Annotated in this window: 18 protein-coding genes and 3 tRNA genes; 14 read left to right on the top strand and 7 right to left on the bottom strand. The window is 69.9% G+C overall.

The window, feature by feature from the left end; translation table 11 throughout:
- Positions 1 to 136: 136 nt before the first annotated feature.
- Together GKQ77_RS11540 and GKQ77_RS11535 are read left to right on the top strand one after the other, a co-directional pair.
- Entirely contained in the window at positions 137 to 1,624 is a 1,488-nt protein-coding gene (locus tag GKQ77_RS11540) for a N,N-dimethylformamidase beta subunit family domain-containing protein (RefSeq protein WP_219688623.1), read from the top strand.
- An 84-nt stretch (positions 1,625 to 1,708) separates the two neighbouring features.
- The gene (locus GKQ77_RS11535; RefSeq protein WP_219688622.1) at positions 1,709 to 2,605 is read left to right on the top strand and encodes a phosphoribosylaminoimidazolesuccinocarboxamide synthase; all 897 of its coding nucleotides are present in this window, start codon (positions 1,709 to 1,711) and stop codon (positions 2,603 to 2,605) included.
- A gap of 93 nt (positions 2,606 to 2,698) precedes the next feature.
- Here GKQ77_RS11535 and GKQ77_RS11530 read toward each other — a convergent pair.
- From GKQ77_RS11530 to GKQ77_RS11515, 4 genes are all read right to left on the bottom strand, one after another.
- Positions 2,699 to 2,771: transfer RNA gene (locus GKQ77_RS11530), tRNA-Gly, on the bottom strand.
- A gap of 150 nt (positions 2,772 to 2,921) precedes the next feature.
- Positions 2,922 to 2,997 (bottom strand) — tRNA-Gly (locus tag GKQ77_RS11525).
- A 79-nt stretch (positions 2,998 to 3,076) separates the two neighbouring features.
- Positions 3,077 to 3,148: transfer RNA gene (locus GKQ77_RS11520), tRNA-Gly, on the bottom strand.
- Positions 3,149 to 3,271: 123 nt separating this feature from the next.
- Positions 3,272 to 3,589 carry a histone-like nucleoid-structuring protein Lsr2 gene (locus GKQ77_RS11515; RefSeq protein ID WP_219688621.1) on the bottom strand — a complete coding sequence of 106 codons (318 nt, stop codon included), beginning with the start codon at positions 3,587 to 3,589 and terminating at the stop codon, positions 3,272 to 3,274.
- 348 nt (positions 3,590 to 3,937) lie between these two features.
- Between GKQ77_RS11515 and purS the strand changes: the two genes are divergently transcribed.
- The 8 genes from purS (at position 3,938) to GKQ77_RS11475 (ending at position 11,058) form a co-directional block, all read left to right on the top strand.
- Positions 3,938 to 4,204: a phosphoribosylformylglycinamidine synthase subunit PurS gene (purS, locus tag GKQ77_RS11510; RefSeq protein ID WP_055533110.1), complete on the top strand. Its 267-nt coding sequence runs from the start codon at positions 3,938 to 3,940 to the stop codon at positions 4,202 to 4,204.
- A complete protein-coding gene (purQ, locus tag GKQ77_RS11505; protein ID WP_125513819.1) occupies positions 4,201 to 4,881 on the top strand; it encodes a phosphoribosylformylglycinamidine synthase subunit PurQ in 681 nt (226 codons plus the stop codon). Before purS ends, purQ begins: the two co-directional genes overlap by 4 nt.
- Positions 4,878 to 7,127: a phosphoribosylformylglycinamidine synthase subunit PurL gene (gene purL / locus GKQ77_RS11500; protein WP_219688620.1), complete on the top strand. Its 2,250-nt coding sequence runs from the start codon at positions 4,878 to 4,880 to the stop codon at positions 7,125 to 7,127. The genes purQ and purL overlap by 4 nt, the downstream gene beginning before the upstream one ends.
- Positions 7,128 to 7,274: 147 nt before the next feature.
- A complete protein-coding gene (locus tag GKQ77_RS11495) occupies positions 7,275 to 7,775 on the top strand; it encodes an ArsR/SmtB family transcription factor (protein WP_219688619.1) in 501 nt (166 codons plus the stop codon).
- A gap of 83 nt (positions 7,776 to 7,858) precedes the next feature.
- Positions 7,859 to 8,692 carry a M23 family metallopeptidase gene (locus GKQ77_RS11490; protein ID WP_443728917.1) on the top strand — a complete coding sequence of 278 codons (834 nt, stop codon included), beginning with the start codon at positions 7,859 to 7,861 and terminating at the stop codon, positions 8,690 to 8,692.
- Between the two features lie 5 nt (positions 8,693 to 8,697).
- Positions 8,698 to 9,336, top strand: a complete 639-nt coding sequence (locus GKQ77_RS11485) for a TetR/AcrR family transcriptional regulator (RefSeq protein ID WP_219688617.1) — start codon at positions 8,698 to 8,700, stop codon at positions 9,334 to 9,336.
- A gap of 9 nt (positions 9,337 to 9,345) precedes the next feature.
- Complete coding sequence (locus GKQ77_RS11480) at positions 9,346 to 10,146, top strand: maleylpyruvate isomerase family mycothiol-dependent enzyme (protein ID WP_219688616.1); 801 nt, start codon at positions 9,346 to 9,348, stop codon at positions 10,144 to 10,146.
- Positions 10,147 to 10,197: 51 nt separating this feature from the next.
- Entirely contained in the window at positions 10,198 to 11,058 is an 861-nt protein-coding gene (locus GKQ77_RS11475; protein ID WP_219688615.1) for an META domain-containing protein, read from the top strand.
- A gap of 15 nt (positions 11,059 to 11,073) precedes the next feature.
- On the opposite strand, the gene GKQ77_RS11470 is transcribed toward GKQ77_RS11475, so the two are convergent.
- Positions 11,074 to 12,534 (bottom strand): sulfatase-like hydrolase/transferase, encoded by a 1,461-nt coding sequence (locus tag GKQ77_RS11470; protein ID WP_219688614.1) that lies wholly within the window; start codon positions 12,532 to 12,534, stop codon positions 11,074 to 11,076.
- Between the two features lie 193 nt (positions 12,535 to 12,727).
- Between GKQ77_RS11470 and purF the strand changes: the two genes are divergently transcribed.
- Positions 12,728 to 14,254 carry an amidophosphoribosyltransferase gene (gene purF, locus GKQ77_RS11465; RefSeq protein ID WP_219688613.1) on the top strand — a complete coding sequence of 509 codons (1,527 nt, stop codon included), beginning with the start codon at positions 12,728 to 12,730 and terminating at the stop codon, positions 14,252 to 14,254.
- A 44-nt stretch (positions 14,255 to 14,298) separates the two neighbouring features.
- Positions 14,299 to 15,372 (top strand): phosphoribosylformylglycinamidine cyclo-ligase, encoded by a 1,074-nt coding sequence (gene purM, locus GKQ77_RS11460; protein ID WP_219688612.1) that lies wholly within the window; start codon positions 14,299 to 14,301, stop codon positions 15,370 to 15,372.
- Positions 15,373 to 15,461: 89 nt separating this feature from the next.
- Here purM and GKQ77_RS11455 read toward each other — a convergent pair whose 3' ends face one another.
- Entirely contained in the window at positions 15,462 to 15,716 is a 255-nt protein-coding gene (locus GKQ77_RS11455; RefSeq protein WP_125513810.1) for a DUF3073 domain-containing protein, read from the bottom strand.
- Positions 15,717 to 15,999: 283 nt separating this feature from the next.
- Positions 16,000 to 17,076: a Leu/Phe/Val dehydrogenase gene (locus GKQ77_RS11450; RefSeq protein WP_219688611.1), complete on the bottom strand. Its 1,077-nt coding sequence runs from the start codon at positions 17,074 to 17,076 to the stop codon at positions 16,000 to 16,002.
- Between the two features lie 155 nt (positions 17,077 to 17,231).
- Here GKQ77_RS11450 and GKQ77_RS11445 point away from each other — a divergent pair, with 155 nt between their 5' ends.
- Complete coding sequence (locus tag GKQ77_RS11445) at positions 17,232 to 18,095, top strand: DUF8083 family protein (RefSeq protein ID WP_219688610.1); 864 nt, start codon at positions 17,232 to 17,234, stop codon at positions 18,093 to 18,095.
- A 515-nt stretch (positions 18,096 to 18,610) separates the two neighbouring features.
- The gene (bldC, locus tag GKQ77_RS11440) at positions 18,611 to 18,817 is read left to right on the top strand and encodes a developmental transcriptional regulator BldC (RefSeq protein ID WP_003949541.1); all 207 of its coding nucleotides are present in this window, start codon (positions 18,611 to 18,613) and stop codon (positions 18,815 to 18,817) included.
- Positions 18,818 to 19,138: the final 321 nt, after the last annotated feature.

Genomic DNA, 19,138 nt, shown 5'->3' with positions numbered 1-19,138 from the left:
GACCCCCTCCCTCCGTTCCTGTCAATTCGCGACGAACGGTGACGGAGCGCGTGCGTAATGTGATGTGCTGGGAGCGGCGCCGGACCGTACGCAGCAGCCGGGGCCGCAGGCTCGGGGGAGCGAGGGAGGGGAAGACGTGGGGCAGGAGCCGATCCGCCGCTGGGAATCGGGCGCGCTGGCGCACGCCGTGTCGGACCCCTTCGGCCAGGGCCCCCTGCCCTGGCTGCGAGGACCCGAGCACTACTTCGACGACACCGGCAAAGTCGTGCCCTGGTACGTCGACCACGCCCCGGCCCCGGGGGCGAACATCCCGGCGCCCCGCACCGGCGGCCCCCTGACCGCCGACGACGTGCGCCGCCAGATCAAAGGCTTCACGTCCACCGGCGCCGCCGCCCCGGGCGAGGCGATCGACTTCCACGTCACGGTCGACCCGCCCCAGCAGTTCAGCGTCGACATCTACCGCATCGGGCACTACGGGGGCGACGGCGCCAGCAAGATCACCACCAGCCCGCGCCTCTCCGGCATCGTCCAGCCGCCCCCGCTCACCGCGGACCGCACGGTCTCCTGCCACCACTGGTGGCTCTCCTGGCGCCTCCAGATCCCGAGCTACTGGAGCATCGGGGCGTACGTGGCGGTGCTCACCACCGCCGACGGCTACCGCTCGCACGTGCCCTTCACGGTCCGCGACAGCCACCCCGCCGACCTCCTGCTCCTCCTGCCCGACGTCACCTGGCAGGCGTACAACCTCTACCCGGAGGACGGCCGCACGGGCGCCAGCCTCTACCACGCCTGGGACGAGCAGGGCCGTCTCCTCGGCGAGAGCGAGGCCGCCGTCACGGTCTCCTTCGACCGGCCGTACGCGGGCGCGGGCCTGCCCCTGCACGTGGGCCACGCCTACGACTTCATCCGCTGGGCCGAGAGGTACGGCTACGACCTCGCGTACGCCGACGCCCGCGACCTGCACGCCGGCCGCATCGACCCCTCCCGCTACCGAGGCCTGGTCTTCCCGGGCCACGACGAGTACTGGTCCCCGGCCATGCGCCGCACCGCCGAGCTGGCCCGCGACGGCGGCACCTCGCTGGTCTTCCTCTCGGCCAACACCATGTACTGGCAGGTGGAGTTGGGCCCCTCGCCGTCCGGCGTCGAGGACCGCCTGCTCACCTGCCGCAAGCGCCGCGGCCCCGGCAAGTCCGCCCTCTGGCGCGAGCGCGACGGCGACAACACGGCCGAACAGCAGCTGCTCGGCATCCAGTACGCGGGCCGCGTCCCCGAGCCCCACCCCCTCGTCGTACGCAACGCCGACCACTGGCTGTGGGAGGCGACGGGAGCGCACGAGGGCGACGAGATCGAGGGCCTGGTCGCGGGCGAGGCCGACCGCTACTACCCCCGCACGGCCCTCCCCGAGCATCAGGGCCGCATCCTGCTCGCCCACTCGCCGTACGCGGACACGGAGGGCGCCAGGCGCCACCAGGAGACCTCGCTGTACCGCTCCCCCTCGGGAGCCCTGGTCTTCGCGTCCGGCACCTTCGCCTGGTCCCCCGCGCTCGACCGCCCGGGTCACGTCGACGCCCGCGTCCAGCGCGCCACGGCCAACCTCCTGGACCGCATCTGCAAACGGGACTGACCCGCTTCCGCGAACCCCTGGCCAAGACCGCCCTCCCGATACGGGAGAATCGACCTCACTTGGCCAGAACCACTGGAGGGAACCGTGTCCGGATTCGTAGAAAAGCCCGAGCCGCTTCAGGTTCCGGGTCTGGTGCACCTCCACACGGGCAAGGTGCGCGAGCTGTACCGCAACGAGGCGGGCGAGCTGGTCATGGTCGCCAGCGACCGCCTCTCCGCCTATGACTGGGTGCTGCCCTCGGAGATCCCCGACAAGGGCCGCGTCCTCACCCAGCTCTCCCTGTGGTGGTTCGACCAGCTCGCGGACATCGTGCCGAACCACGTCATCTCCACGGACGTGCCCGAGGGCGCCCCCGCCGACTGGGCGGGCCGCACGCTCGTCTGCAAGTCCCTGGAGATGGTCCCGGTCGAGTGCGTGGCCCGCGGCTACCTCACGGGCTCGGGCCTCCTGGAGTACAACGAGACCCGTACGGTCTGCGGCCTCGCGCTGCCCGAGGGCCTTGTCGACGGCTCCGAGCTGCCCGGGCCGATCTTCACGCCCGCCGCGAAGGCCGCGGTCGGCGAGCACGACGAGAACGTGAGCTATGAGGAAGTGGCCCGCCAGGTCGGCGCGGAGACCGCCGCCCAGCTGCGCCAGACGACGCTCGCCGTCTACGGCAGGGCGCGGGACATCGCACGCGAGCGCGGTCTGATCCTCGCGGACACGAAGTTCGAGTTCGGCTTCGACGGCGCGGACTTGCTCATCGGTGACGAGGTCCTGACGCCGGACTCGTCCCGCTTCTGGCCGGCGGACCAGTGGGAGCCGGGGCACGCCCAGCCTTCGTACGACAAGCAGTTCGTGCGGAACTGGCTGACCTCGCCCGCCTCGGGCTGGGACCGCAAGAGCGAGCAGCCGCCCCCGGCGCTCCCCGAGGACGTGGTGGACGCCACACGCGCCAAGTACATCGAGGCGTACGAGCGTCTGACCGGCACGGCCTGGTAGCGCGGGCGCCGAGCAAGAACGGGCGCCGAGCAAGAACGGGCGCCGAGCAAGAACGGGAAAGGCCCCGCTCCGAGGAGCGGGGCCTTTCATCTGAGCGGACGACCAGGTTCGAACTGGCGACCTCAACCTTGGCAAGGTTGCGCTCTACCAACTGAGCTACGTCCGCGCTGCGCCGTGGCGCGAGGCCAACTATACCAACCTCGCTCGGGTGCGAGACACACCGCGTGCGGCGGCCGCGAAGCATGCGGTGGTGGCCCATGAACCGCGCGGCGCCCACGAAGAAGGCCCCGGTCGGATCGACCGGGGCCTTGTTCACTGGAGCGAACGACGAGGTTCGAACTCGCGACCTCAACCTTGGCAAGGTTGCGCTCTACCAACTGAGCTACGTTCGCATTGCCTCCGACCAGCTTTCACCGGTCGGCGCGAGCATCAGCTTACCGCAACCAGAGGACTGGTTTGTAAGCGATGCGGAGCGGGTGACAGGAATTGCACACTGCGCCTTCCCCCTGGAAGGGGGATGTTCTACTACTGAACTACACCCGCACGACTCCGTGAGGTTTGGCCTTTCGGCCTTGCCCCTCGGCGTGCTCCAGACTCTAGCTGACCAGCGGGGGTGCAGCGCAAGTCGGTTGCCGCGAGGGGCTCGGGTCCCTGGTGGGCGCGGGGTCAGTTGGCGGCGTCGAAGGCCTCGTAGACCCGCTTGGGGATGCGGCCGCGCGGCGGGACGTCCATCTGGTGCGAGCGGGCCCAGGCCCGGACGGCCGACGGGTCGGGGGAGACGGCGGTGTGCCGGTAGACCTTCCCGGACTTCGAGTGCTTGCGGGCCGCCTCCAGGTAGGGGGCGAGTGCCGTGCGCAGTTTCTTGGCATTGGTTTGGTTGAGGTCGATCTCGTACGACTTGCCGTCAAGCCCGAAGGCGACCGTTTCCGCCGCTTCCCCGCCGTCCATGTCGTCAAAGAGTGTGACTACGACACGCTGCGCCACGAATATCGATCCCTTCGTGCGGCTCCACCGCGCTGACGTGCGGTGATGCCGACTGTCCGGCTGTTTTGGGCAAAGTATCGACTATTGCCAATTCCTTTGTACAGTGCCTGGCATTGCATTGTGAAGCCCGGCCGAATATCTCCGCGTGTCCGTCCGCAATGTGGATCCGTGATCTTTTCCTGGATTCTTGGTGAACATACCCCGTTCGAAACCTGCCGGATCGCGTGAAGTGACCGCCATCACGTAGGTTTCTACGAATCTACGCGAGTAGAAATTTTGTGCCGGTAGTCTGAAGGCACCTGCTCAGCACCGTGCAGCACACGTAAGCACCACACACCGGGAGTGCCAGTGGCACGCGTCGTAGTCGACGTCATGCTCAAGCCGGAGATCCTCGACCCCCAGGGCCAGGCGGTGCAGCGTGCACTGCCGCGCCTCGGTTTCCAGGGCATCTCCGACGTACGTCAGGGAAAGCGTTTCGAACTCGAGGTGGACGGACCCGTCGACGACGCGGCCCTCGCCCGTATCCACGAGATGGCGGAAACCTTCCTCGCCAACACCGTGATCGAGGACTTCGTCGTAAAGGTGGAGGACGAGAAGGCGGAGGAAGAGAAGTGACCGCTCGAATTGGAGTCGTCACTTTCCCCGGAACCCTCGACGACCGCGACACCCAGCGCGCCGTCCGTGTGGCGGGCGCCGAGGCCGTGCCGCTCTGGCACAAGGACAAGGACCTGAAGCAGGTCGACGCCGTGGTGCTGCCCGGCGGTTTCTCCTACGGCGACTATCTGCGGGCCGGCGCCATCTCCCGTTTCTCCCCGGTGATGGAGTCCGTCATCGAGCAGGCGAAGGCCGGCATGCCGGTGCTCGGCATCTGCAACGGCTTCCAGGTGCTCACCGAGACGCACCTGCTGCCGGGCGCGATGCTGCGCAACAACCACCTGCACTTCATCTGCCGCGAGCAGAAGCTGCGCGTGGAGAGCGACCGGACCGCCTGGACCGCCGACTACACCGCCGGCCAGGAGATCTCGATCCCGCTCAAGAACATCGACGGCCAGTACACCGCCGACGAGCGGACCCTGGACATGCTGGAGGCCGAGGGCCGCGTCGCCTTCCGCTACCTGGACACGAACCCGAACGGTTCGCTCCGGGACATCGCCGGCATCACCAACGAGGCGGGCAACGTGGTCGGCCTCATGCCGCACCCCGAGCACGCCGTCGAGCCCCTGGTCGGGACCGGCCGCACCGACGGCCTCGGATTCTTCACCTCCGTCTTGAAGAAGCTGGTCAACGCATGACTCTGGACACCGTCAAGCACGCGGCCGAGACGCCCGACGTCAAGCTGCCCTGGGCCGAACTGGGCCTGAAGGAAGACGAGTACGAGCGCGTCCGCGAGATCCTCGGCCGCCGCCCCACCGGCGCCGAGCTGGCCATGTACTCCGTGATGTGGTCCGAGCACTGCTCGTACAAGAGCAGCAAGGTCCACCTGCGGCAGTTCGGCGAGAAGGTCCCCGAGAACGACGCGATGCTCGTCGGCATCGGCGAGAACGCGGGCGTCGTGGACGTCGGCCAGGGCTACGCGGTCACCTTCAAGGTCGAGTCGCACAACCACCCCTCGTACGTCGAGCCCTACCAGGGCGCGGCCACCGGCGTCGGCGGCATCGTGCGCGACATCATCGCGATGGGCGCACGCCCGGTCGCGGTCGTGGACCCGCTGCGGATGGGCGACGCCCACCACCCCGACACCAAGCGCGTGCTGCCCGGCGTGGTCGCGGGCATCGGCGGCTACGGCAACTGCCTCGGCCTGCCGAACATCGGCGGCGAGCTGGTCTTCGACGCCTGCTACCAGGGCAACCCGCTGGTCAACGCCGGTGCCATCGGCGTCATGCGGCACGAGGACATCCACCTCGCGAAGGCGTCGGGTCCCGGCAACAAGGTCATCCTCTACGGCGCCCGCACCGGCGGCGACGGCATCGGCGGCGCCTCGATCCTGGCGAGCGAGACCTTCGACGACACGAAGCCCTCCAAGCGTCCCGCCGTCCAGGTCGGCGACCCCTTCCAGGAGAAGCTCCTCATCGAGTGCACCCTGGAGGCCTTCGCCGAGAAGCTGGTCGTCGGCATCCAGGACCTGGGCGCCGCGGGCCTCTCCTGCGCCACCTCGGAGCTGGCGTCGAACGGTTCCGGCGGTATGCGGGTCGAGCTGGACGACGTACCGCTGCGCGACTCCACGCTCACTCCCGAGGAGATCCTCATGAGTGAGTCGCAGGAACGGATGTGCGCGGTCGTCGAGCCGGGCAAGGTCGCCCGCTTCCTGGAGATCTGCGAGAAGTGGGACGTTATCGCCACCGTCGTCGGTGAGGTCACCGACGGCGACCGCCTGGAGATCTTCTGGCACGGCGAGAAGATCGTCGACGTCGACCCGCGCACGGTCGCCCACGACGGCCCGGTCTACGAGCGGCCCTACGCGCGCCCGTCCTGGCAGGACGCCCTCCAGGCCGACGACGCGAACAAGCTGGCCCGCCCGGCCAATGCGGACGAGCTGCGCGCGCAGGTCCTCAAGCTGGTCTCGGCCCCGAACCAGGCCGCGAAGTCCTGGGTCACCGACCAGTACGACCGTTTCGTGCAGGGCAACACCGTCCTCGCCCAGCCCGAGGACTCCGGCATGATCCGGATCAACGAGGAGACCGGCCTCGGCGTCGCCATCGCCACCGACGGCAACGGCCGGTACGCGAAGCTCGACCCGTACGCGGGCGCCCAGCTCGCGCTCGCCGAGTCGTACCGCAATGTCGCCGCCTCCGGCGCCAAGCCGCTCGCGATCTCGGACTGCCTGAACTTCGGTTCGCCCGAGGACCCGGACGTCATGTGGCAGTTCGCCGAGGCCATCCGCGGCCTCGCGGACGGCTGCCTGGAGCTGGGCACCCCGGTGACCGGCGGCAACGTCTCGCTCTACAACCAGACGGGTGAGGCGGCCATCCACCCGACGCCGGTCGTCGCCGTGCTCGGCGTGATCGACGACGTGGCGCGCCGCACGCCGATCGCCTTCGAGGAAGAGGGCCAGCTCCTCTACCTGCTCGGTGATACACGCGAGGAGTTCGGCGGTTCTGCCTGGTCGCAGGTGGTCCACGACCACCTCGGCGGGCTTCCGCCCAAGGTCGACCTGGGCCGCGAGAAGCTGCTCGGCGACATCCTCATCTCGGCCTCGCGCGACGGCATGATCGACGCCGCGCACGACCTGTCCGACGGCGGTCTGGTGCAGGCCGTGGCCGAGTCCTGTCTGCGCGGCGGGCGCGGCGCCCGGCTCGTCGTGCCGGACGGCCTGGACGCGTTCACCTTCCTGTTCTCCGAGTCGGCGGGGCGCGCGGTCGTCGCCGTGCCGCGCAGCGAGGAGCTGCGCTTCACCGACATGTGCGGGGCGCGGGGTCTGCCCGCCACGCGGATCGGTGTCGTCGACGGTGACGCGATCGAGCTGCAGGGCGAGTTCACGCTGCCGCTGAGCGAGCTGCGCGAGGCGCACGAGGGGACGATTCCGGGGCTCTTCGCCTGACGGTCGCCTCCTGAAAGGCCTCGCCCAAGCCCCCGCCGAAGCCCCCGTCCGGACCTCACCGTCCGGGCGGGGGCTTCGTCGTGCCCGGGGGCGGGTGCGGCGAAAGTTGCCCTTGATCGAAATTACGTAATTACGTAAGCTCCATACATGGATCTTGAGGCGCGCGTCGCCGAGCTTGAGCGGCGCATGGCGGAGCTGGAGAGCGCGGGCCCGGCCGTGCCCGCCGTGGAAGAGGGCGACTTCTGGGCCCTCGAAGCGCTGAAGGCACGGCATCCGGTGGCCCAGGACGCGGATGGTGCCGTCCTGTTCACCGGAGCCGTGCGAGTGCCCACCGGGCACCGGTACGAGTGGCAGTACGGCCGGCTCACCGAGTCGCTGTTCGAGGACGACTGGTCCGAGGCGGCCGATTCGTTCGCCGCGCTCGGCAACCCCGTGCGGCTGCGGCTGCTGGCGGAGATCCTCGCGGGCACCAGCACTGCCGCCGAGCTTGCCGCGCTCGACGACATCGGCACGACTGGCCAGATCTACCACCACCTGCGCCAACTGACCGGCGCGGGCTGGCTGCACAGCACGGGACGCGGCCGCCACGAGGTTCCGGCGGGGCGGGTCGTGCCGCTGCTCGTGATGCTCTCCGCCGCGCGTCCCTGACCGACCGCAGCAGACGCACTCACCGCAGTAGGCGCACCACCACAGCACACCGCACCGACCGCAGTAGGGGGAACGACATGTCCATAGGTATGCGCAAGTTCACCGGGGTGCTTCAGCGCCTGCTGGCGCTGTACGTCTTCGTCCAAGTGGTCGCCGGCTTCTTCATGGAGCTGCCGTACCCGTACTGGGTGGGCTGGATCCCGATCGTCGGCGTCTTCGCGCTCGGCGCCCTCCGGCGCCGGGACGTCAGCCGGCAGATCGTGGCGGACCCCCCGGCCCCCGTCGAGGTCGACCCGCCCGTCTCCGGCCGCTGGTCGGCGCTGAACAGCCCCGCCGACAAGGTGCCGAGCCACGGCACGCACGGCCTTGGGCAGACCTACGCCATCGACATCGTGGCCGTACCGGAGGAGGGGCCCGCCCGCCCGGCCTTCGCCTGGCTCTGGCCGATCGCGCGCCGCAACCACGCCTTCCCCGCGTTCGGGGCGCCGCTGCTCGCGGTCGGTGACGCCACCGTCGTCCACGCCGAGGACGGCCAGCGCGACCACCTCAGCCGCAACTCCCTCGCCGCGCTCCTGTACTTCTTCCTGGCCGAGGGCATCGGCAGGACCGTCGGCGGGACCCGCCGCGTCGTCGGCAACCACGTGGTGCTCGACCTCGGCGGGGGCACGTACGCCATGTACGCGCACGTCAAGCAGGGCTCGCTGGCCGTGAAGGCGGGCGACGAGGTGGTGGCCGGACAGCACCTCGGCAGCTGCGGGAACTCCGGCAACTCCACCGAGCCGCATCTGCACTTCCAGCTGATGGACGGGCCCGACCTGAACGTGGCGCGGGGCGTGCCGTTCAGCTGGCGCGGGGTCGGGGTGCCCGGCGGCGGCGAGACGTTCGCGGTGGGCGAGGACGTCACCCCGGTACCGTGACCCGCATGACTGAGGAGCTGGGGCTGCGCGCGCGCAAGAAGCGGCAGACCGCCGCGCGGATCTGGCAGGCCGCCGTGGACCTCTGCTCCGAGCGTGGCTTCGACCACGTCTCCGTGGCGGAGATCGCCGAGGCGGCCGAGGTGTCAAAGATGACCGTCTTCAACTACTTCGGCACCAAGGAAGGCGTGATCGTCGGCCCGCTGGAGGAGCACGCCGGGGACCCGGCCCGCGCGGTGCGCGAGCGCCTGCCGGGCGAGTCCGCGGTGGCCGCCATGCGCCGCCAGTTCCTGGAGCAGGTCGGCGCGCTCGACCCGTCGATCGGCCTCAGCGGCGACCCGCGCAGCCTCAAGGTGCGCCAGCTGATCAACGAGACGCCGACCCTCGCGCACCGCATGGTGATCTTCCACATGCGCAGCGTCCAGCTCCTCACGGACGCCCTCTCCGAGGAGACGGACGACGCGCTCCTCGCCCGGGTCGCCGCCGCCCAGCTCATCGGCGCCCGGAACGCGCTCATCACGGAGAACCATCGGCGCACCCTCCTCGGCGACACCCTCGACGACATCGCGAAGGACTGCGCCGAGTCCGCGGAACGCGTCTTCGGACAGGTCGAAAACGGCCTTCAGGGCTACCCCGGGAACGCTTAGGCTCGGCACATGCCACCGGCCAAGAAGCGCACGCGTACGTACGACTCCGCCAAGATCCGCACCGCCGTGCTCGCCCAGTTCGGCAACGTACGAGAAGCCGTGCGCACCCTCACGCCCGAGCAACTCGCCCGCCCGACCCGCCTCGGCGACTGGACCGTCCACGAACTGGCGGCCCACATCGCGATGGTGCTCGGCACCGTCCACCGCTATCTGAGCGTCCCGGAACCGGTCAAGCACGAAGTGCCGCTCATGGACTGGCCGTTCGCGACGGTCACGGCCGCCGCGCAGGTCGACGAGGACACCCGCGCCCTCGCGGAGAGCGCGGGCACGGAACTGGACGAGCTGTTCACGCGCACCCTCACCGACATCGAGGCCTCGCTGGCCGCCGCCCCCGACCAGCGCCTCGTGCCCTCCCGTTTCGGCGCCATGACCCTCGGCGACTTCCTGGTCACCCGTACCGTCGAACTGACCGTCCACACCGACGACTTGAACGACGCGGTGCCGGGCCTTGACGTCCCGTACGACCGCCAGGCCCTGGCCGCCTGCGCCCGCCTGCTCGCCGACGCGCTCGCGCTGAAGGCGCCGGGAGCGTCGACGGAGGTGCGGATCCCGCCGTACGCGGTGGTGCAGTGCGTCGAGGGCCCGCGCCACACCCGAGGCACCCCGCCGAACGTCGTCGAGACCGACCCGCTGACCTGGATCCGCCTCGCCACGGGCCGCACGGACTGGGCGAGCGCCCTCGCCGGGGCGCGGGTCAGCGCGAGCGGGGAGCGGGCCGACCTTTCGGGACTGCTGCCGATCATGGGCTAGCCCAACGGGGGTGGATGGAACCGACACCCCCACTTGTTCCGTCCCATCGCCATGCACACGCAGCGTCTGACCCTGACCCTGACCGCGCTGGCCTCCGCCGGGCTGCTGCTCACCGCATGCGGCACCGAGTCGGGAGCCGGCTCCGAAGGCGGCTCCGGCGGCCGTTCCGTGGAGAGCGAGGTGCCCCTCACCGACATCCGGTGGAACGTGGCCGACGTCACCGTGGGCGGCAAGAAGTACGACGCCCCCGACGACGCCTACCTCAAGATCGGCAAGGACGGGCGGGCCGGCGGCAGCTTCGGCTGCAACTCCGCCGGCGCCGACGTGAAGATCAAGGGCGACACCCTGCACTTCGGCGAGACCAGGCTGACGAAGCGGGCCTGCCCCGAGGGCCGGATGAAGTTCGAGGAGCACCTCACGCGCGCCCTCGCCGAGAAGAAGCTCACCGCGAAGGTCGACGGCGACCGGCTGACCCTCACCACCGCCAAGGGGGACCACGTGGACCTCACCTCACGCGCCGGAGAGCCCGACGCCCCGCTCACCGGCACCAAGTGGAAGGTGGCCGCCGTCGGCGGCGACAAGAGCGCCGCGCCGCTGCCGAAGGACGTCTCCGGCAAGGTACATCTGACCTTCGGCGAGGACGGCAAGGTCCGCGGCAACCTCGGCTGCAACGACGTCACCGCCAAGGCCGATGCCAAGGACGGCCGCCTCACCTTCGGCGCCCCGGCCACCACCCGCAAGCTGTGCCCGGGCGACACGATGGCCACCGAGCGCAAGCTCCTGAAGCTCTTCGACGGCCCGGCGCGCTACGAGATCGAGCGGAACACCCTGAAACTCACCGCCGCCGACGGCACGGTGATCAACGCGAGCGGCGACCCCGCGAGCGCCGGACGGAACAGCCCGGAGAAGTAGCGGCGGCGCCCGGGCTCAGGCCGCGGGATACGGCAGCAGCGTGGCGTCGGTCCTCTCCCAGGCCGCTCTGAGCGCGGCGAGCCGCTTCGGCTCGGCCCGCGCCCGGTCGGCCTGCTCCCGCAGGTCCTCGCCGAGATGGAAGAGCTGGTCGGCGCCGCCGGGACCCCGGTAGTACTTCCAGTCGCCGCGCCGCAGCGCCCGCTCCCCGCGCACCCGCCAGAACAGGTCACGTTCCGCCGGCCGCGCGCCCCTGAGCAGGTACGGCGCGAGGCTCGTCCCGTCCAGCGGATACGCCGGATCCGGCCGGGCACCGGCGACCTCCAGGAGTGTCGCCGTCCAGTCCGGGGTGTAGACGGGCTCGTGGCTGACCTGCCCGCCGTCGACCCGCGCCGGCCAGCGCAGAATGGTCGGCACCCGGATGCCGCCCTCCTTCAGCGAGCCCTTGTTGCCGGACAGCGGCCAGTTGTACGAGAAGCGCTCACCGCCGTTGTCGGACGCGAAGAACACCAGGGTGTCCCGCTCCTGCCCGGACTCCCGCAGCGCGCGCAGCACCTCTCCGACGGACCGGTCCAGGTCCTCGACCATCTCCGCGTACTTCTCGACGGATCCGCCGTCCCGGTCCCAGAGCGCTCCCTTCTCGCCCGCCTTGATCCTGCGTACGACCTCGGCGCTCCGCTCCTCGTCGCCGTCCGCGATCCACGGCCAGTGCGGAGTGGTGAAGTTGAGGTTGAGCAGCCAGGGCCGGGCCCCGTGGTCCCGGCGTACGTACTCGCTCGCCCGCTCGGTGAGGACGCGCGTGTAGTACCGCAGGTCCTTGTACTCGGCGTCCCCCTCACGGACCCTGCCCTCGTAGAGGTCGTACTCCCCGCCGAGCCCCAGCTTCGAGTAGTACTCCAGGGCCCCGCCGAAGTTCCCGAAGAACTCGTCCCAGCCGGAGCGGGTGGGGGAGTGGTCCGGCAGATACCCGCAGTGCCACTTGCCGATCAGGGCGGTCGCGTACCCGGCGCCGCGCAGCAGCGAGGCGAGCGTGGGATGCGTCGGTTCGAGCCCCACCGATCTGTCGGCTATCGGCTCCGCGAGCCCGCCCTTCGTACGCCCGGGGAAGCGGCCCGTGTACAGGCTGAAGCGGGTGGGCGAGCAGGTCGCGGACCCGGAGTAGGCGTCGGTGAACCGCACCCCCTGGCGGGCGAGACGGTCCAGGTGCGGCGTGTCGATGTGCGGTGAGCCGTACGAGGAGAGGTCGGCCCAGCCGAGGTCGTCGCCGAGGACGAACAGGATGTTGGGCCGCTTCGAGTGCCGCCCGCGCGCGGCGGCGAAGGGGCGCTCGGCGGTGTCCGGGGCGGCGGCGCCGGGCGCACCCGCGCGGGCATCGGCGGGCCCGGCACCCATGCCGACGGCGGCGGCCGTGCCCGCCACCCCGCCGGCGAAGGAACGCCGGGAGAGCCCGGCAGGCCGTGACAGTCCATGAGATCGCATGGACCAGGAGCCTTCTGCCGCGCCGGACCGGGCGTCAACGCTCGCCCGCCGCTGTTCACAAGGCTGTCGTCCCAGTTCACAGAGGTGTCGTGAGCCCGCAGCACCAAGGCGGCGATCCGGCCGCGCTCACCCTCCGTACAAGGGTCGTATCCCCAATTCGGACCAGTGGTCGATCTCGCCTACACTCGATGATGTGCCACGTGGTGACGGTCGACTCAATCACGATCTGCTTCCCGGCGAGAAGGGCCCCCAGGACGCTTGCGGCGTCTTTGGTGTCTGGGCTCCGGGCGAAGAGGTCGCAAAGCTCACTTACTTCGGGCTCTACGCCCTCCAGCATCGGGGCCAGGAATCCGCGGGAATCGCGGTCAGCAACGGCTCCCAGATCCTCGTCTTCAAGGACATGGGCCTCGTTTCCCAGGTCTTCGACGAGACCTCCCTCAGCTCGCTCCAGGGTCACATCGCGGTCGGTCACGCCCGCTATTCGACGACTGGCGCCTCCGTCTGGGAGAACGCCCAGCCGACGTTCCGTGCCACCGCGCACGGCTCCATCGCGCTCGGTCACAACGGCAACCTCGTCAACACGGCCCAGCTCGCCGAGATGGTCGCCGACCTGCCCAAGCAGGAGGGCCGGACCACACGCGTGGCGGCCACCAACGACACCGACCTCCTCACGGCGCTCCTCGCCGCGCAGGTGGACGACGACGGCAAGCCGCTGACCATCGAGGAAGCCGCCGCCAAGATCCTCCCGCAGGTGCAGGGCGCGTTCTCCCTCGTCTTCATGGACGAGCACACGCTGTACGCGGCCCGCGACCCGCAGGGCATCCGCCCGCTGGTCCTCGGCCGCCTCGAGCGCGGCTGGGTCATCGCGTCGGAGTCCGCGGCGCTCGACATCTGCGGCGCCTCCTACGTCCGCGAGATCGAGCCCGGCGAGTTCGTCGCCATCGACGAGAACGGCCTGCGAACGTCCCGATTCGCGGAAGCGAAGCCCAAGGGCTGTGTCTTCGAGTACGTCTATCTGGCGCGCCCCGACACGGACATCGCCGGGCGGAACGTCTACCTCTCGCGCGTCGAGATGGGCCGCAAGCTCGCCAAGGAGGCCCCGGCCGACGCCGACCTGGTCATAGCGACCCCCGAATCCGGCACCCCCGCCGCGATCGGCTACGCGGAGGCCTCCGGCATCCCCTTCGGCGCGGGCCTGGTCAAGAACGCCTACGTCGGGCGTACGTTCATCCAGCCCTCGCAGACCATCCGCCAGCTCGGCATCCGCCTGAAGCTGAACCCCCTCAAGGAAGTCATCAAGGGCAAGAAGCTGGTGGTCGTCGACGACTCGATCGTCCGCGGCAACACCCAGCGCGCCCTGGTCAAGATGCTCCGCGAGGCCGGCGCCGCCGAGGTCCACATCCGGATCTCCTCCCCGCCCGTGAAGTGGCCGTGCTTCTTCGGCATCGACTTCGCGACCCGCGCCGAGCTGATCGCCAACGGCATGACCATCGAGGAGATCGGCACATCACTGGGGGCCGACTCCCTCTCGTACATCTCCATCAACGGCATGATCGAGGCCACGACCATCGACAAGCCGAACCTCTGCCGCGCCTGCTTCGACGGCGAGTACCCGATGGACCTCCCCGACCCCGAGCTGCTCGGCAAGCAGCTTCTGGAGACGGAACTGGCCGCGGGCCCGGCGAGCACAGCCGCCGCCGACGCGATCCGCCGCCCGTAAGACACCCGCAGTACGAGCAGTACGACACGAAAGTTCTCACCGTCATGTCTGAGACCACTGGTGCCAGCTACGCAAGCGCGGGCGTCGACATCGAGGCGGGCGACCGCGCCGTCGAGCTGATGAAGGAGTGGGTCAAGAAGACCCAGCGCCCGGAGGTCGCGGGCCTCGGCGGCCTCGGCGGCTTCGCCGGGCTCTTCGACGCCTCCGCACTCAAGCGCTTCGAGCGCCCCCTGCTCGCCTCCGCGACCGACGGCGTCGGCACGAAGGTCGACATCGCCCGCCAGATGGGCGTGTACGACACCATCGGCCACGACCTGGTCGCGATGGTCATGGACGACATCGTCGTCTGCGGCGCCGAGCCGCTGTTCATGACCGACTACATCTGCGTCGGCAAGGTCCACCCCGAGCGCGTCGCCGCGATCGTGAAGGGCATCGCCGAGGGCTGTGTCCTCGCCGGCTGCTCCCTGGTCGGCGGCGAGACGGCGGAGCACCCGGGCCTGCTCGGCCCGGACGACTTCGATGTCGCGGGCGCCGGCACGGGCGCGGTCGAGGCGGACCGCCTGCTCGGCCCCGACCGCATCCGTAAGGGTGACGCGGTCATCGCCATGGCCGCCTCCGGTCTTCACTCGAACGGGTACTCGCTCGTGCGGCACGTGGTCTTCGACCGCGCCGGCTGGGCGCTCGACCGCCACGTCGAGGAGTTCGGCCGCACGCTCGGCGAGGAGCTGCTGGAGCCCACCAAGATCTACTCCCTGGACTGCCTGGCGCTCACCCGCACCACGGACGTCCACGCCTTCAGCCACATCACCGGCGGCGGCCTCGCGGCGAACCTCGCCCGGGTCATCCCGGACGGTCTGCACGCGATCGTCGACCGCGGGACGTGGACCCCGGACGCGGTCTTCGACGTGGTCGGCAAGGTCGGCCAGGTGGAGCGGCTCGAACTGGAGAAGACACTCAACATGGGCGTCGGCATGATCGCGATCGTCCCCGAGGAGTCGGCGGACGCGGCGGTCACCACCCTGGCCGACCGCGGTGTGGAGGCCTGGGTCGCCGGTGAGATCACCGAGCGCGGCGAGCACGCGACGGGCGCGGCCATGATCGGTGACTACGCCAAGTAAGCCCTGCGGGACGGGCTCAAGGCAGCACAAAACCCGGTCCGGTGTGGAGACCACCCCGGACCGGGTGAAGTGCAGTCGCTACAACGAGGTCAAGCGCCGCGGCGCTGCGACGACGGACCGGACTCGTCGGAGTCCTCTTCGTCGTCGACGTTATACAGATCCGCGTACTGGGCGTACGGGTCGTCTTCCTCGTCGTCGTCCTCGAACGGCTCGCCATTCGGCGGCTGTTGCGAAGTCGAAGCGCCCAGCTCATTGGCCAGACGCGACAGGTCAGTCCCGCCGCTGCTGTACTTCAGCTGGCGGGCGACCTTCGTCTGCTTGGCCTTTGCCCGGCCGCGCCCCATGGCTCGACCCCCTCGGATACGGGGCTCGACGGCCCCAGAGTCTTGACACGCGTTCATGATCTAGGACGGACTCTCCTCGGAGAGACCGGTCCGTAGGGCTTCCACGGTACCTGCTCCTGCGGCCATACGGTACGTCGCCCGCAGGACGCGCCTCGGCGCAGAACCCGCGAGGAGCCCCGTCCTCGCTGGTCAACTGCGATTTTAACCTCTTCTTGCCGGGCGACCCGCCGACGGGGGTGAGTCTTGTCTCCCCAGTCGCGTCGGCGGGCGCCGGATCATGGCCTCAGCGGGCGTCGGCCATCCGCTGTTCGGCGATCCTGTCGGCCGCCGCGGCCGGCGGAATGCCGTCATTCTTTGCGCGAGCGAATATTGCCAGCGTGGTGTCGAAGATCTTCGTTGCCTTCTTCTTGCACCGGTCGAAGTCGAAGCCGTGCAGCTCGTCGGCGACCTGGATGACGCCGCCCGCGTTCACCACGTAGTCGGGCGCGTAGAGGATCGACCGGTCGGCCAGGTCCTTCTCGATGCCCGGGTGCGCGAGCTGGTTGTTGGCCGCCCCGCACACCACCTTCGCGGTCAGCACCGGTACGGAGTCGTCGTTCAGGGCGCCGCCCAGCGCGCAGGGGGCGTAGATGTCGAGCCCCTCGGTGCGGATCAGCGCGTCGGTGTCCGCCACCGCGGTCACCGACGGATGCTTGTGCGTGATCCGGTTCACGGACTCCTCGCGCACGTCGGTGATCACGACCTCGGCGCCGTCCTCCAGGAGGTGCTCGACCAGGTGGTGGCCGACCTTGCCGACACCCGCGACGCCGACCTTGCGGCCGCGCAGCGTCGGGTCGCCCCACAGGTGCTGGGCCGAGGCCCGCATGCCCTGGAAGACACCGAAGGCGGTGAGCACGGAGGAGTCGCCCGCGCCGCCGTTCTCCGGGGAGCGCCCGGTCGTCCAGCGGCACTCGCGCGCGACGACGTCCATGTCGCGTACGTAGGTGCCGACATCGCACGCGGTCACGTACCGGCCGCCGAGCGAGGCGACGAAGCGGCCGTAGGCGAGGAGCAGGGCCTCGCTCTTGATCTGCTCGGGGTCACCGATGATCACGGCCTTGCCGCCGCCGTGGTCGAGCCCGGCCATGGCGTTCTTGTACGACATGCCGCGCGCGAGGTTCAGCGCGTCGGCGACGGCCTCCTCCTCGCTCGCGTACGGATAGAAGCGGGTGCCGCCGAGGGCGGGGCCCAGGGCGGTGGAGTGGAGGGCGATGACGGCCTTGAGGCCACTGGCGCGGTCCTGGCAGAGCACTACTTGCTCATGGCCGCCCTGGTCCGAGTGGAACAGGGTGTGCAGGACGCCGTTGTCTGCATCGGTCACTGTGGTGACTCCCGGTCGAGTAGCGGCGGTGGACGGGGTTCCCGTACGGGTGGCGGGGGCCCGTTGGGCATGAGACTAGAGCCTGTCCACCGCGCTGTTCAGCCATGGCGCGATCAGTAGTGTTTTCGGGTCCGTACCCGGGGGAGAGAGCAGCCGTGCCCAAGGTGTCATCGGTGACGGTCCCATACGCGTCGTACTTGCGCGTCTATGAGCCGCTGGCCGCCTTCCCCGAGCCGGAGCGCGACCACTGGGCGCGCTACGCCCGCCGCCCGGACCGCCCCTCGTACCAGGACGAACTCCGGCGCTCGCTCGCCGACTTGGTGTCGACGCCGCCGGTGCCGGTGCCCGTGCACGAGAGCAGTGACGCCTTCCTCCTGGAGGTCGACGGCGTGCTGTGCGTCTGTCCGTGGCGGACCCGGCTGCGCGGCTGGCAGGCCATGGGCGAACTGGCGGGCCAGCTGCCCACGCCGGTCCTCGACGCGGTGCTCCCGCCGGTGCTGCGCAGCCAGACGGCCGCGGACTACGAGGAGTGGCTGGCCCGCAACCCCGACGCGCGGCCCTGGATCCGTACGTCGACGTGGCAGGTGCCGCTGCACTGGTTCGTCCTCGTATCGGACAAGGAGCGCCGCTACGACAAGGGGGAGGGCAAGGACGACAAGGGGGCGCCCGGCGCCCCGCCGGTCCTCCGTTACCGCACGCCGATGGTCCAGGCCCGGCGCCGGGTCGCGCGCGGTCTCAAGGCGCTGCGGGACGCGCTGGACGAGACGCCGCTCATCGAGGGGCTCATGGATGTCGGGCGGTGGCTGGAGGAGTTCCACCCGCGCTCCCTGGTCGAGCTGGACTACGGCGGGCTTGTGCACGCCCTCTCCGCCGACGAGCTGGACGGGGACCACTCGGCGGCGGATGTCGCGGAGGGGATCGAGGCGCTGCGCGCCGGCGACGGGGAGGGGGCCGGCGAGGCGTATGCGAGGCTCGTGGAGCGGTGGCGGGCGGTCCGGCATCTCCAGTTCGCGAACTGATTCGCGAACTGACGCGTGAACTGGTTCGTGAACTGGTTCGTGAACCGAGAGGCCGCGGTCAACGCCTGATGGGACGTAGGTCCCGATCCGGGCCTTTGTGTCAAGCGTGACGGACCGCACTTTACTGCGCCCTTGCGCCCATCGCCCCCCCTCGTGCCAAAATAGGACAAGGAGCCCGGGGAGGGCTCCTTCCGCCCATGTACGGGCGGAATGCTCAGCATTGCACTCTATGGGGGGTCTGTTGACTCCTGATCGCTCTGTGACTGATCGTCACGGTGGCGTGACTGTCCGCTATGGCATGGTCCATCGGCTTCCGTCGGTGATGAACACCTGGGAGGGCAATTCCATCGGTTTGGCCGACGTGGCTGGACGGATGGTGTAGTTGTAGTGCCGAGGACAAGCCGTTCGTCCTATAACCGACTCGACTCGCGTCCGCCATTTCGGGCAACGCGGGTCAAGGTGCAGAATTTAGAGGAATGAACCGAGAAGGTTCGGTTCTCCCGAGGAGGCCGCTCATGACCGCTCGCACCCCTGATGCCGAGCCGCTGCTGACCCCGGCTGAGGTCGCCACGATGTTCCGCGTCGACCCGAAGACGGTGACGCGCTGGGCCAAGGCTGGCAAGCTCACGTCGATTCGCACGCTCGGCGGACACCGCCGTTACCGCGAGGCTGAGGTCCGCGCACTGCTCGCGGGTATCCCGCAGCAGCGCAGCGAGGCCTGACGTACGCCTGAAGTACCGCTCAACCAGCAGTAACCCGCACAACTCGGGCGAAGAGCACCACTACTGCCGGGTCCCCCAACCTGGTCGTACGTCCGACATATAGCTACACACGACGAGGGTCCCGCCCCAACGGGATCCACGCCCGCCTGAGCCGCATGGGTGCGTCGTCTTCGATCGCGCTGGACTCCGCCGGGTCCAGCGCGATCTTTTTTGTGCGCCGGGGTGCGCTGGCGGGCGGGCCCGTGAGCGGCCTTTTCGCACCGTCGGGGCTTGCTCGGAGGGGCGCGGGGGGTGGGTCGTGGGGCGTATCCCCGGGCGCGT

Source organism: Streptomyces anatolicus, from assembly GCF_019400875.1.
Lineage (GTDB): Bacteria > Actinomycetota > Actinomycetes > Streptomycetales > Streptomycetaceae > Streptomyces > Streptomyces anatolicus.
Note: the sequence above shows the minus strand (reverse complement) of the source record. Positions and strands in the feature narration are given on the sequence as shown.

What these genes read in the sequence shown, in the direction of transcription:
- GKQ77_RS11470 (WP_219688614.1), bottom strand. Translation starts at nt 12,534, where the DNA reads ATGCGATCTCATGGACTGTCACGGCCTGCCGGGCTCTCCCGGCGTTCC.
- GKQ77_RS11475 (WP_219688615.1), top strand. Translation starts at nt 10,198, where the DNA reads ATGCACACGCAGCGTCTGACCCTGACCCTGACCGCGCTGGCCTCCGCC.
- GKQ77_RS11495 (WP_219688619.1), top strand. Translation starts at nt 7,275, where the DNA reads ATGGATCTTGAGGCGCGCGTCGCCGAGCTTGAGCGGCGCATGGCGGAG.
- purL (WP_219688620.1), top strand. Translation starts at nt 4,878, where the DNA reads ATGACTCTGGACACCGTCAAGCACGCGGCCGAGACGCCCGACGTCAAG.
- GKQ77_RS11455 (WP_125513810.1), bottom strand. Translation starts at nt 15,716, where the DNA reads ATGGGGCGCGGCCGGGCAAAGGCCAAGCAGACGAAGGTCGCCCGCCAG.
- GKQ77_RS11485 (WP_219688617.1), top strand. Translation starts at nt 8,698, where the DNA reads ATGACTGAGGAGCTGGGGCTGCGCGCGCGCAAGAAGCGGCAGACCGCC.
- bldC (WP_003949541.1), top strand. Translation starts at nt 18,611, where the DNA reads ATGACCGCTCGCACCCCTGATGCCGAGCCGCTGCTGACCCCGGCTGAG.
- GKQ77_RS11480 (WP_219688616.1), top strand. Translation starts at nt 9,346, where the DNA reads ATGCCACCGGCCAAGAAGCGCACGCGTACGTACGACTCCGCCAAGATC.
- purM (WP_219688612.1), top strand. Translation starts at nt 14,299, where the DNA reads ATGTCTGAGACCACTGGTGCCAGCTACGCAAGCGCGGGCGTCGACATC.